Origin of the sequence: Haloplanus sp. GCM10025708, from assembly GCF_042663985.1 — an archaeon.
In the GTDB taxonomy this organism is placed as follows: Archaea; Halobacteriota; Halobacteria; order Halobacteriales; family Haloferacaceae; genus Salinirarus; species Salinirarus marinus.
Map to the genome: position 1 here is coordinate 20,283 of NZ_JBHSZA010000001.1, position 11,821 is coordinate 32,103.

Here is an 11,821-nt window from a genome sequence, read left to right on the forward strand (position 1 = left end):
AAAGTCTACTCGCCGCGCGACGCGCCGTCCGCTGGGGAGGTTGACCTCCCCAGTGAGGCCGCACCCCCAGCCGAGCCCGGACGACCCGCCTCTAACGAATACTATACGTGGAATGTCCGGGTGGGGGCGCGCGAAACGGGGGTGAGAGACGCCTCGGCGGTGCCGCAACGTCCGCGCGGCGCGCCACCCGCCCCCGACGCGGCTCTCGCGGACGCCGATCCGCCCTCGTAGCCGCCGCAGGCGGTGGTGTTCGCCCGACGGCACAAGCGACAGCGCCGGTTAGAACTCTGCTGTCGGGTCGTACACGTCGCTGCCGTCGCCGGCGTCGAGATCGACGCGATAGCCGTGGACGCCGGAGTCGTAGTCGCCGACCGCCTGCAGGACGGGCCGGACGTTTTTGCGCCACCACGTTTCGCCATCCTGTCCGCGGACGGGGTACTCCTCGGGAAGCCCCAGCTCGTCGAGGGCCTCGCTCTTCCCGAGGCTCCCGCGACTGTGGGCGGCTTCGAGCGCGGCGACGGCGGCCTCGACGCGGGCCTCGCGACGGCCGTCGTCGGTCCATCCTTCGTCGGCGGCCACCGCCTCGACAACCCTCCGCGCCTCGTCGTGGACGCCCGCCTCGCTCTCGGCGTCCTCGGCCGAGGGGTTTGCATCGGCTTTCCCACCCGGTCGCTCTCGCGGCGCGTGGGCGGCCTCTGACGCCCCGCTGTCCGCCACGACAGAGACGTCCATCTCTTCGCGGGTGCGTTCGATGTTCGCGGCCTCGAGGTGAGCGAGTCGTTCTTCGAGTTCGTCGAGGCGATCCCCGACGGCCCGAACTTCGCTCCCCCTCCTTCCGTATTCTCTGTATTCTCATGTATTACGCCCCGGTTTTGCAATATCCACCGGATGTATTCTGTTCGGTTATCGAACCCGAGCGATTCGGCTTCGTCGCTGAGTGAGGCGAGTAGGTCCTCGTCTAAGCGGACGGTGGTCACTTCCATGTATTCTCCGTATTCTCTCAAGCGTATTAAGCGTATTCTCAAGAATACAATACGAGAATACGGAGAATACGGCCAATTGGTTGGCGCGAACCACCAATTCTCTCGCCAACATTGACACAATTGTTAAGGCTATCAGCCCTATACGTTCTAACAGACCAATGTCCGCCGACAAACGCATTCCCGTGACCGAGGAGACGCGAAAGGTACTCCACGAACTGAAAGACCCGGGGCAAACCTACGACGAACTACTCACCGAACTCGCCCAGCAGCGCCGGCGGGAGGAGATGGAAGAGCGATTTCGCGAGCTCGAGGAAGCCGACCGTGATGAGTTGACGCCGCTTGAGGATGTCTGAGTACGACGTCCTCCTCGGCGACCAACCGCGCGAGTTTCTCGACGTCGCTGACGAGAAAACCGAGCGAATCTGCAAGGAGAAATTAGGCTATCTCGCGGAGAACCCGTACCCTGGTCGGGGACGCGGGGACAAGGAGAAGCTTCCCGTCGACGGCCATCGCGACCGCTACCGGCTGCATATCTCGCGGACCTACACGGCGTTCTACACGGTGTTAGAAGACGAGAAAGACGTTCGCGTCCTCGAAATCACCGACATTGACGACGCGCACAAGCGCTACGGCTGGTAGGATACCGTTCATTCGTGGGGCGGCCGATCACGCCAGTCCCGCCTCCTCGAAGGCCTCGTTCACCACGTCGGGCGTCGGGGCGTTCAGGTACGGTTCAATCGCGGCGAACGAATCCCACCCACCGACCTGCATGACGACGCGCGGATTCACCCGTTCGTCGACGAGAAGGCGCTGGGCGAACCGTCGCCGGAGATCGTGAGAGGATACGTGCCGGAAATCGTCGTCCCCCGTCTCGTCGGCCGCGCGCTCGGCGGTGCGTTTCACGACGGCACGGATACCCCGCTCGCTCAACTCGACGAACGACTCGCCCCGGCCGATGTTCTCCTCGTTCTGGTAGCGGTGCAGATCGCCTTCGACGTCGGCGGGGAGATAGGCGTCGCGAGGCTTTCCGCCGTTCCCGGTGGTGTCCTTCCCCTCCTCGACGCGCAGGCGATAGTGCTCGCCGTCGTCGGTGCGTTTGACGTCCTTCGGCCGCACCTGCGGTATCTCGAAGGCGCGCAGGCCGACCCGGCCGCCGAGGCGGATAATCAGGTAGTCGCGGGTACTGGCGGCGACGCGCTCCAGGTCCTCTAACTCCGGGTCGGTCATCCAGACCTTGTGTTGGTCGTTGTCGCCAGCGGTTGCTTCGAGTCTCATGTTACGTTCTTAGGAGAAACCTGCACTTTACTCCGGCGTCGGGGTGGTGTTCACGGTGGTAAACACCCCGATTAGCGGGTGTTCGCTTCCGACTTGTTTCACAAGTCGTCATCGTTCCTGCCAGTGCGGGTCGAGGGCGTTCAGCGCGTCGCGAAGCATCTCCGCGTCCCCCCATAGCGAGATCGACGAGCTGCCGCCGAAGCTCACCCGCCTCCTCTTGCTCTTCGAGCGTGTCCGGCCACGGGGTGTGTTGAACCTCGGTCCAGAGTTCGTACATCTCCTCTTCGTCCAGGTGGATTTCGACAGTGCCGTCTTCCGTTCCGATCCGGAGAACGTAGGCAGCATTCTCGCGTGAACTTGGCCCGTAACTGATGTTCTTTGCACTGGCCGGAGTGTATTCGTGGGTCATGGTGTACAAACGAAGTCGCGTAGTTCAACGAGCAATTCTGGTTTTTCAGTCATGATCTTCACGCGGGTCCTCGACGAGTTCGTACAGCCCGCGGGTGACCTTTCGGACCCATCCCGCACTGGTGAGCCGTTCGAGGGAGTCGTTCACGCGCTGTTTTGGAAGGTCAGTTTCCTCGCGAATGTGGAGCGGATTCGCCGCCCGTTCCTTCAACACGCGAAGCACCTTTTCGTCATTCTCAGTGGGTTCAAAGTCCCGGTTCACAATTGTCGTTACCCTCACTCCCATACGTGATAGTATTTGTCCATACTATTAGTTGTTATTCCGTCCGTTACGGAGTAACGTTCAAGTGGTTGCGTGAAAGAGTAGGCACTACGCACCGGGACGGCGACGACGGCGTCCACATTCGTTGCGAGGTGCAACGGGATGTAAGAAGATACGACGGCGTCGTCAAAGGCCGGCGGCGCGGACACGCCGCTCGACCGGTGCCATAGAAGCTATGGCGAACGAAAATACGCCGTCGGGGGACAAAGACCCGGCGGACACGGCGAAAGCATCGACCAGTAGACGCACGTTCCTCGGCGCGGCGGCCGGCGTGGCCAGCCTTCCGATACTCAGCGACGACGCCAGCGCCGCTGCATCCGAAGAGGCGGCGAATGTCGACTTCATGGGGGAAAAAGTCCTCCAAGACCTCCCCGCCGCCCCGACGATCTGCCTCACGCACGGTCAATTGGAGTTCGGTGTCAGCGATTTAGAGAGAACCGGCGCGTTCGACGTGTCGATTTACCCATATCAGGACGGGACTGATGTAGCCTTAGAGTTCGACGACGAGGGGGATTACGGGAAGGCGTCGTTCCTCGGCTGCATGACGCCGGAGACGGCTCACCGCCTCGGCGCACGACTCTGTGCCGCCGCCGAAAAGGCGTGGGATGAACAATGAGCACCGTCGACGACGCGCCGCCGGACCCGGAGCTGCACGCGCGGATGCAGCTCGAAGAACTCGCCGAGCGGATGGAAGAAATCGACTGGTCGCACGTCGACGGGATTAGCGTCGCCGAGGCGGCGGCGTTCGCCGAGCGGTTTCGGGAGGCGGCCGGTCAATGAGCGACCCGCTCCCCGACCGTGACCTGTTCCGCGCGGCAGTGTCAGCGGAGACGGTCGACGAACTCGACGCCGAGGATCTGGCCGACCGCGCGGGCGTTGACGAGGAGACAGTCGGTGCGGTGCTGTCGGCCGTCGTCGAGGTGGACCGGGAGCTCTACCCGTGGCATGACCCCGACCGCCTGCACACCCTGTACTACGAGCGCGGACACACGCAACCAGAGATCGCGGGGATGCTCGGCTGTTCGTCGCACGTCGTCTCGGAGTGGATGGAGAAGTTGGATATGTCCCCTGGGAAGGGCCACCGGAGCGCGCTCGTTGACTCCTCGACCTCGAGTCCGAACTCGAGGGTGTGTCGGGTCCATGACCCGCGCCTGTCGGCAGCGCTGTTCGGGCGGTCCGTTCGACCACGAGGAGATCGTGATGAGTATCGCGAAGGCCCACGAACTCCTCCGGTGTCCGATTTGCCGGCGTGAGGTGCCTCTCCCCGAGGAGGAGGGCGGAATCGGCGACGCTACCCCCGGGGTTGACGCCCGCAAGACGCACCTGTAGCCCGCGAAAACACCGCTCCGCAGGTAGCTTCAGAAGCCTGCGGGGGAATCGCCCCCGCCGCCGGAAACTGGACCATGTCGACGCGCGACAGGGTCGAAGCGCGGACGACTGGAGAACGAGTCCGGCGTCAAGGCAGGCGCGCACCAGCTCGGTGGTCGTAACTCACTCAGCCGGGGAAGTCGTCGAGGCGGCCGACGGCGAGGCACTCTCATTCCGTGGTTTGACGCCTTTCACTCGCGAATATGACAGTATGGCCCCCCCACTGACCCCGAGTCGTACGATCCCGGTGGCGTCCCCGACGACGGCGACACTGACAACGACCCTCCCACCGACCCCGAGTCGTACGATCCCGGTGGTGTCCCCGACGACTCGTCCTCAGGAGGAGGGAGCAGCGTTCCCGACGATCCAGACCCTGGCGGGGATTGGGACTATCACGACCCAGAGAGTGCACAAGACCCGGATGTCGATTTCGGAGAAGGGGCAGACAGTGGCGGCGGGTCCTCTGACGGCAGCGATCCCCCCACCGATCCAGAGTCGTACGATCCCGGTGGCGTCCCCGACGACGACACCGACAACGATCCCCCCACCGATCCAGAGTCGTACGATCCCGGTGGCGTCCCCGACGACGACACCGACAACGATCCCCCCACCGATCCAGAGTCGTACGATCCCGGTGGCGTCCCCGATGACGGCGACACCGGCAGCGCCGAGGCAGGAGGCAGTAGTGGTAGCGGGGCGGGAGGCGACAGCGGGTCTGCTGTGTCGCAAAACCAGCTGACGGGCGGCCTCGAAGAGGAGTACGGCGCGATGAGTGGCAAGGAAGGAGCACTCCCAGATGCGGTCCAACAGCTCCAGGGTCGCATCGACCGAAACGCCCCGGGAGTGTCGCTCACAGACACAAACCAGTACAACATCGTTCGCCGCGACGGCACGCTCGGTGTCACGTTCTCGGCGAGTGCTCGGCAGACGATGCGTCGGCAGACTATCCAAGAGGTGGCCGAGGACGGCCCCGCACAGGGTCGGACATCCGCCCCCGATCCGTCGACCGTCGAGGACCCAACCGAGGTCCCAGGCGTCGTCGCCGGCCCTGATGGAGCCCAAGTCGCGCCGGCAATCCAGGACCGGCGATTCGAGCAACAGCTCGCGCAGGAGCTGTCGGCGTCGCGTGCCGACCTCAAGCAGCGTGTCGCGTCGCAAGTGGAGGAGCGGATCCCTCAGATGTCGAGACGCGGATCGAAGACGGCCAGGTCGTCGGGTCGCTCGACGAGGACTTCGAGAGAGAGAGCGCGCGCGACCGGGCGGCGGCACAAGCCTACCGGCGGCGAATGAGAGCCCAACGACAGCAGGACGGTCAAGGAGACATAGCCTCCGGAGGTCAGTTAGGAGACCTGCTCCTCCAACCACAGACGACGTCGACGACGCTCGGCGGCATCGACCGGACGCTCGCGAGAGCACAGGCCCGACGCTCGGCCAAAGAGAGTCTGCGAAACCAGGGCCTCGACCCCAGCGCGTTCGAGATTACGGCGTCAGCAACGGGCGACGTCCAGATCGACCGTCGCGAACAGTTCGGCGATTTAGACTGGTCGTTCGGCTTGGGGGCGACGGCGACGAAGTCGAAGGGGCGGCTGATGCGTTCTCGGAGCAGGTGCAAACCGGAGCACAGAACTTCGGTCAAAAAGTGTTTAGCCGCGACGTCGCGGGGGAGAGCGGCGGGGCGGCCGTCCTCGAGGCAGCCGGCTACGACAATCTCGCCGCAGCCTACGACCGCGAAATTCGGAACGTGGGTGAAGGCGTCGTGATCGGGCCCGCAGGGCTTGTTGCGCAAGTGCCGCAACTGGCGACCGAGATCCCCGAAACGCTCGGGTACACCGCCCACAACCCGTTAGAGACTGCGGAAAAGGCCCCCGAGGCGGTGGCGAATCGCGCGGTTCGGGCGGTCGAGCAGGCGCGTCAAAACCCGGCGAAGACCGCCGGGATGTTGCTCGGGAGCGCGGCCGCTTCCGGTGGGGTATTCCGAGCGACGCAAGGGACGAAGCTCGGAGCAGCGGCCCGCTACTCCCTTCAACCGGGGAGGAACTCGTGAAAGCCGGCATTCGCCGCGGCGCGCTCGGGAGTCGCGCGGCGACTCTCACCCCCGGCGTCTCGACCGCACAGGTTGAGATGCCCGCCGAGACGGCCACGGCAGAGACGTCGACGGCGTCGGAGAGCGTCACGAATCGTGTGCGAAGCGTGACCGACCGCGCGCCGCGGGTGAGCGTCCGCCGCGACGCCGACGCACCGATCCTCGAAGTCGACCCGATGCTCAAACAGCAACTCACGAGCATCCCCAGCAACTCTGTTCCCGACATCGCCGACACGATCGAAAGGGGGTTGAGCGAGGAGAGGCGGTTAAAGGGACTGCTCGCACCGTTAGACAACGCGCCGAGCTTGAGGTTCGGGGGCAGAAAGCGGCCCTGGAAGAGACGGTGAGCCAAGCCCCTACCTCACGGGGTGAGCTGCTCGACACAGCCCATCGGAAAACCAGTCGGGCGAAGCACAAAGCCCGTCGGGGGAGAACCGCCGGGATGCTGGCCGGCATCAAACTCGCCAACCAAGCCCGCGACGTGGGAGGTGAGCTCAAATCCATACCTAATGACATCACCACACCCGGGTTGTCGACTCCGTCGCTGTCCCCCCCACGCAGGGGGACCTCAACTCACTCGCTTACAGCACCGGCCGGGCGTCCGGGCGTGCCGAAGTAAAAGCCCGGTTGCGAGCGGCTGACACTGAAAGTCGCCTTCTCTCGTCGTACAACGACGTGCGTGAGGGAGCACTGTTCGCCCGTGACCGAATCCAGAACTTCGATCTCCCCGACCAGGGCGACTTCGACTCACTCGCACACAGCACCGGCCGGGCGACCGGCCGTGTCGAAGTCAGAGCCCGATTGCGGGCCGCAAGAGCTGGGGGCGAACTCCTTTCGTCGTACAACGACGTGCGTGAGGGAGCACTGTTCGCCCGTGACCGAGCCCGAAACTTCGACCTTCCCAATCAGGACGACCTCGACTCACTCGCTTATTCCACGGGACGGGCGGCCGGACGCGCCGAAGTAAAAACCCGGTTGCGAGCGGCCGACACTGAAAGTCGCCTTCTCTCGTTGTGGGATGAGAGTCGCAAGAGCGTTCGGGACACCGGCGACCGCATTCAGAACGCGCTCGAATCCGCACCCGAACGGGTCCAAGCCGCTCGTGACACCACTGTTTACGTGGGGCCGATCCGACCCCGCCGAAGCACCGCATATCTGGATGAGGGAGCGATCCCCGACTTCGAGGCGGAATCTGGCCCGTTCGCCGATGGCGACCTCGGCGACCTCCCCGGCTTCTTCGAGGTGAACGAGCGGCCGGACATCGAAACCGCTCGCGACGACGGCCAGAACGTGTTGACCGTCATGCGCCAAGAGACCGAGTCGTCGACGAAGATGGAAGCCGAGACCGAGCGCCGCCGCCGGGAGATCAACGAGGACGAGGGTATGGGGCTCGGGCCCTACGCTGTCGGTGCCGGGCTCGGTCTCTCCACCTCCCCGCAGGGGGCCGATGTAGAATTTGACGGCCCATCCGTCGACGAGTTCGGTGGGCCGAGTGTTGGCACCGACGACGCCGGACGCGTCGGGGACGACACGTTCGGCGAGGGCGTCGGCGAGAGATTCTGGGAGGGCGTCGGCAGCGGCCTCGGCTTCGAGACCGAGACGGCCGTCGGCCTCGAGCAAGAGCAAGAGCAAGCGCTCGGATTTGAGACGGAACTGGAGACCGAAACGGAACTGGAGACCGAAACGGAACTGGAGACCGAAACGGAACTGGAGACCGAAACGGAACTGGAGACCGAAACGGAACTGGAGACCGAAACGGAACTGGAGACCGAAACCGAGACCGCCCCGCCCCTGGAAATGGAAACGACGTTCCCCGACGACGACCGCGACGAAGATCGTCGCGGCGGCCTCCCCGGATGGCTCACCTCGGGGGAGACGTTCGACACGGGCGTCGTGCAATCGTTCGACGAGCTCGAGGAGAGCAGTGACGATTCGTTCGGCGGCTTCGGCGATCCGTTCGAGGGGAGCACCGACCCGTTCGACGACCTCGGGTTCTGACGCCAAGGGCGCGTTAGTTACCTTAGGTTGGATTACCTGTGGGTGTCTCTCTCTTTCTTTTCCCGATCTTCCTCGCCCCAACGGAAGCATCGTTCGCGAGGAGTTTCTTCGCCGAGGACGGCGGTGGACACGATAACCCGCCCCGAACGCCCCCGCCGCTCCCTGTCAGCCCCTCTCCAGATGGTATACGCGTATGTAGATAGGTATGGCCCCTTCTGCAGATTACTATCACTGCGGTATCCCGCTCCCGTATGGCGATTAGGCACACGCTACTGATAGCCGCCTGTTCACCGGCTAATCGCATTACAGCGGGCCGATGTACGCGCAACGTACGAGAGCACCGGCATACCACCGACTACTGACCGCGTTCCCCGCGTTCGTGCGACGTACATCGTAAAGAAGAGCGCCGCCCTCCGGGGATTACCGGCGATTCAGGTTGTTTCGTGTTGGTTTGTTGCCTACCGACCCGTCGGGGCGGACGTGCAGGCTGTCGGCGCTCTCACCCTCGCGAAGCTCCTCTGGCGGTTCGCCGCCGCTCAGTAGCTCACTCGGGTCCGGGTCACCCGGGGCCTCCGCCTGGTTTTGCTCGGCCGCCGATGGCTGTTGCGTCGCGTGGTCGTCCTCCGCGCCGGCCTGGAGCGCCTCGACGATCTCGACGACAGCTGCCTCCACCTCGCGGAGGCGCTGGGCTACCTCCGGGTGGACCGTCGGCTCACCGTCCGTCGCGCCGCCTGCCGCCGTGACGTCCTCCTCGTAGACCGCGAGGAGCGCCTCGACCTTCGACTGAAAGCCGAGTTCGTCCGCCGGGACGCCGGTCCGCTCGCGGATGGCCTCGTCGACGCGGTCGATGAGCTCTACCTCCACCGTTGGTCGGGTTGTGTCCGCCATTGCACACGGATGTACGCCCGGAGGACGTGTGAAGGCCCGGAATGAGACGGCGCATTCCCTCGGCGGTCGGCGACGTCAACTCGGGAGGGGCTCCTCTATAGGTACGTACAAGACAGTATGGCTGTTGTTGTTGACAGCGGGCGATATCGCCGCCGTCTTGCGATTATGCGACAGCGGCGGACAACACCGTCCATTCCACCTAATCGCATGGCGGGGCGGCGATGTACGCGCAAGGTACGGATGTGGGCGAGTAGTAGAGTAATAGCGTTGCGTTCCTGCGTACCTCTGTCGTACATCCAAGGTTACAACGGCGCTCTCGCTCGAAACCGGGCGTGTTCGGTTATCACCAATAGTACACAATTCTTGGGCTCAGGCGGCCAATTGTGTGGTTGTGGTACATCGGTGTGGGCATCTATCCCATAGTTAAGTGCCTAAAAACGGTAGTGAGGAGGTAAGAGCAAAGAGATACACGCACCGCTCTTCGGTGCTACATCTCGAAGAAGGGGTGGGACTGGATGTCCGCTCCTTCCTTCGCCGTGCGGCGTGATAGAAGTTAGGATTCAGCGGTCGGTGAGCGACCGCTCTATCAACACCAACCAATGAGCATGACCGACACCCCGAACGGACGAACCGAGCAGCAAACGACCCTCGACGGCGGGCTCGTGGAGCATCCCGACGACGCGAGCGGCCTCGAAGGCCTCGCGACGATCTTGTGGATGGTCGGCCGAGAGCATCCCGACGACGACGTCCACGCGCAGGTGCGGCGAGCGGCAAAGCGAGCACGCGAGCAAGATATCTTCCCGCTTAGCGGGGGTGAGGACGGTGCGTGAGCGTGTTCTCGTCGAGGACGGCGAGATAGCCCACGATATCGCCGCGTCGGCCATGGCCGGCCAGTATCAGCGAGGTGAGCGGATTATCTTCGGCGAGGTGCAGCTCGCCCCCACGAAAGACAACACGCCGATTTACTACGTCGACGACCGTCGGAGCGAGGCGACCGTCGACGTCCTCAACTGCCGCGCCATCTCCACGGCCACGCAACTCGTCGCGGCGCTCAACCGAATCTGTGAGAACCTGGAGGCCAACCGATGAGCGTCGAGTGTCCCGCCTGCGACGGCAGCGGCGAGATCGACGCCGGCGAGGCGAGCTGGTCGACGCCGCCCGCCCAAGGTGGTCCGTCCACGGACGGTGAGAACTACCGGGTGCAGTGGCACCCGTCTTCTGGCACCGTTAAGCGGGCGCTGTTCCGCGTCGCGACGGCCGACCGGGTGGCGACGCTTCTACACGTCCGCACCATCCTCGTCCGGCAGCGCGGCGGCGAGAGCACGTGTATCGTCGACCCCGAGGCGACGCTCGACGACGTCCCCGACGCGCTGCTTACGCAAATGAGAGCGGACGGCTACCGGCCCGCCGAGAGGACGGTGGTTGTATGACCGATGCCTGTACCCGGTGCGGTGACAGCATCGTTCACGGGACGAGAGAGCGGTTCCAACTCCGCGCCTACGATTACACCGAGAGTTCGGGGGCGCTGTACGAGGGCGGCCTGTGCGCGGCGTGTTGGAGCGATCTGGTTCGGTTCATGGCCGAGGACCCCTGCGACCGGAGGTGGGCAACCGCATGACCCATCGGTTCGGGGGTTTTAAGACGGGTCCTGTGGAAACGGAGGGACAAGCACAGCTAACGAATGAGTTGAAAGCCGAGGGAAGGAACCGCATCCCCCAGCATGGAACCTGTGGGTGTTTCTTCTCTCCCGGGAGCCTAAAACGTTTTCGAACGGGAACTAATCCGTTTAAACGGGCACTAAGGCGACTGGTCCCGGGCCCCGACCGCAGGCGGCTGCGTGCGGTCGCTACGCCCACGATGGACGATAGACACGACACCGACGGCGGACGAACAGACGACGAGTACCCGCGGCGAAAAGGGGGCGGCCAATGACGCCCGACGTCGACGCCGAGACGTGGGGGCGACTCTTCGACCGCCTCGACGACGAGGCACCCCCGCGCTCGAAGTCGCGGAACGCCTCGCCGACGCCCTCGATCTCTCGGTGGCCGACGCGCAGGCCGCCGTCTACGACGCCATCGACGCGGACCTCCTCGAAGAGGACGGCGAGGGCTTCGGCGGCGTCTCGCTCGCTGCGGAGGGTGGTTCTGCCGACGATACCCCTACCCCTCACGGGGTGGAAACCGCCGAGGAACCACCTGTTAACGGGCGAAAACAGGCTCTCGACGCTTTCGAGGTGGCTATGGATTACTTCCACGACCGCCTCGACGACCCGATGGGACTCGGTGAGGGACGCACCGCCCGCGAGTATCTGCGCGAAGAGCGTGGGTGGTCCGACGAAACTATCGACGCTGCCGGCCTCGGATGGGCACCGACCGGGGATACTGCACTCCTCGACCATCTCATGCGGCAGGGATTCGACCGCGAAGCCATCCTCGGAACGGGGCTGTTCTACGAGAACGGGCTTCGCCCCACTTCCGCGGCCGTGTGGTCTTTCCG

The 11,821-nt window shown here is 64.4% G+C and carries 18 protein-coding genes; 14 read left to right on the forward strand and 4 right to left on the reverse strand.

Annotation, left to right across the window (positions count from 1 at the left end):
• Positions 1-279: 279 nt before the first annotated feature.
• Complete coding sequence (locus tag ACFQJD_RS00115) at positions 280-732, reverse strand: hypothetical protein (protein WP_379795292.1); 453 nt, start codon at positions 730-732, stop codon at positions 280-282.
• A gap of 409 nt (positions 733-1,141) precedes the next feature.
• On the opposite strand from ACFQJD_RS00115, the gene ACFQJD_RS00120 reads away from it, so the two are divergent.
• The gene (locus ACFQJD_RS00120; RefSeq protein ID WP_379795294.1) at positions 1,142-1,336 is read left to right on the forward strand and encodes a hypothetical protein; all 195 of its coding nucleotides are present in this window, start codon (positions 1,142-1,144) and stop codon (positions 1,334-1,336) included.
• Complete coding sequence (locus ACFQJD_RS00125) at positions 1,329-1,622, forward strand: type II toxin-antitoxin system RelE family toxin (RefSeq protein WP_379795296.1); 294 nt, start codon at positions 1,329-1,331, stop codon at positions 1,620-1,622. Before ACFQJD_RS00120 ends, ACFQJD_RS00125 begins: the two co-directional genes overlap by 8 nt.
• 27 nt (positions 1,623-1,649) lie before the next feature.
• On the opposite strand, the gene ACFQJD_RS00130 is transcribed toward ACFQJD_RS00125, so the two are convergent.
• Together ACFQJD_RS00130 and ACFQJD_RS00135 are read right to left on the reverse strand one after the other, a co-directional pair.
• On the reverse strand, positions 1,650-2,258 hold the full coding sequence (locus tag ACFQJD_RS00130) for a site-specific integrase (RefSeq protein WP_379795298.1): 609 nt from the start codon (positions 2,256-2,258) through the stop codon (positions 1,650-1,652).
• Between the two features lie 454 nt (positions 2,259-2,712).
• Positions 2,713-2,952, reverse strand: a complete 240-nt coding sequence (locus ACFQJD_RS00135) for a helix-turn-helix domain-containing protein (protein ID WP_379795300.1) — start codon at positions 2,950-2,952, stop codon at positions 2,713-2,715.
• Positions 2,953-3,259: 307 nt separating this feature from the next.
• On the opposite strand from ACFQJD_RS00135, the gene ACFQJD_RS00140 reads away from it, so the two are divergent.
• The 7 genes from ACFQJD_RS00140 (at position 3,260) to ACFQJD_RS00170 (ending at position 8,437) form a co-directional block, all read left to right on the forward strand.
• On the forward strand, positions 3,260-3,604 hold the full coding sequence (locus tag ACFQJD_RS00140) for a hypothetical protein (protein ID WP_379795302.1): 345 nt from the start codon (positions 3,260-3,262) through the stop codon (positions 3,602-3,604).
• Entirely contained in the window at positions 3,601-3,768 is a 168-nt protein-coding gene (locus tag ACFQJD_RS00145) for a hypothetical protein (RefSeq protein WP_379795304.1), read from the forward strand. Before ACFQJD_RS00140 ends, ACFQJD_RS00145 begins: the two co-directional genes overlap by 4 nt.
• On the forward strand, positions 3,765-4,241 hold the full coding sequence (locus ACFQJD_RS00150; protein WP_379795306.1) for a hypothetical protein: 477 nt from the start codon (positions 3,765-3,767) through the stop codon (positions 4,239-4,241). The genes ACFQJD_RS00145 and ACFQJD_RS00150 overlap by 4 nt, the downstream gene beginning before the upstream one ends.
• A gap of 835 nt (positions 4,242-5,076) precedes the next feature.
• Complete coding sequence (locus ACFQJD_RS00155; RefSeq protein WP_379795330.1) at positions 5,077-5,646, forward strand: hypothetical protein; 570 nt, start codon at positions 5,077-5,079, stop codon at positions 5,644-5,646.
• 316 nt (positions 5,647-5,962) lie between these two features.
• Positions 5,963-6,400 (forward strand): hypothetical protein, encoded by a 438-nt coding sequence (locus tag ACFQJD_RS00160; RefSeq protein WP_379795332.1) that lies wholly within the window; start codon positions 5,963-5,965, stop codon positions 6,398-6,400.
• Between the two features lie 77 nt (positions 6,401-6,477).
• Positions 6,478-6,786, forward strand: a complete 309-nt coding sequence (locus ACFQJD_RS00165) for a hypothetical protein (RefSeq protein WP_379795312.1) — start codon at positions 6,478-6,480, stop codon at positions 6,784-6,786.
• 328 nt (positions 6,787-7,114) lie between these two features.
• The gene (locus ACFQJD_RS00170) at positions 7,115-8,437 is read left to right on the forward strand and encodes a hypothetical protein (protein WP_379795333.1); all 1,323 of its coding nucleotides are present in this window, start codon (positions 7,115-7,117) and stop codon (positions 8,435-8,437) included.
• Positions 8,438-8,857: 420 nt separating this feature from the next.
• Here ACFQJD_RS00170 and ACFQJD_RS00175 read toward each other — a convergent pair whose 3' ends face one another.
• Complete coding sequence (locus tag ACFQJD_RS00175) at positions 8,858-9,325, reverse strand: hypothetical protein (protein WP_379795316.1); 468 nt, start codon at positions 9,323-9,325, stop codon at positions 8,858-8,860.
• A 605-nt stretch (positions 9,326-9,930) separates the two neighbouring features.
• Between ACFQJD_RS00175 and ACFQJD_RS00180 the strand changes: the two genes are divergently transcribed.
• The 5 genes from ACFQJD_RS00180 to ACFQJD_RS00200 form a co-directional block, all read left to right on the forward strand.
• Entirely contained in the window at positions 9,931-10,155 is a 225-nt protein-coding gene (locus tag ACFQJD_RS00180; RefSeq protein ID WP_379795318.1) for a hypothetical protein, read from the forward strand.
• Positions 10,148-10,414 (forward strand): hypothetical protein, encoded by a 267-nt coding sequence (locus tag ACFQJD_RS00185; protein ID WP_379795320.1) that lies wholly within the window; start codon positions 10,148-10,150, stop codon positions 10,412-10,414. The genes ACFQJD_RS00180 and ACFQJD_RS00185 overlap by 8 nt, the downstream gene beginning before the upstream one ends.
• Positions 10,411-10,755, forward strand: a complete 345-nt coding sequence (locus ACFQJD_RS00190) for a hypothetical protein (RefSeq protein WP_379795322.1) — start codon at positions 10,411-10,413, stop codon at positions 10,753-10,755. The genes ACFQJD_RS00185 and ACFQJD_RS00190 overlap by 4 nt, the downstream gene beginning before the upstream one ends.
• Positions 10,752-10,943 carry a hypothetical protein gene (locus tag ACFQJD_RS00195; RefSeq protein ID WP_379795324.1) on the forward strand — a complete coding sequence of 64 codons (192 nt, stop codon included), beginning with the start codon at positions 10,752-10,754 and terminating at the stop codon, positions 10,941-10,943. The genes ACFQJD_RS00190 and ACFQJD_RS00195 overlap by 4 nt, the downstream gene beginning before the upstream one ends.
• Before the next feature lie 336 nt (positions 10,944-11,279).
• Positions 11,280-11,821 (forward strand): hypothetical protein (locus ACFQJD_RS00200; protein WP_379795335.1); only part of this gene is annotated, 542 nt, incomplete at its 3' end.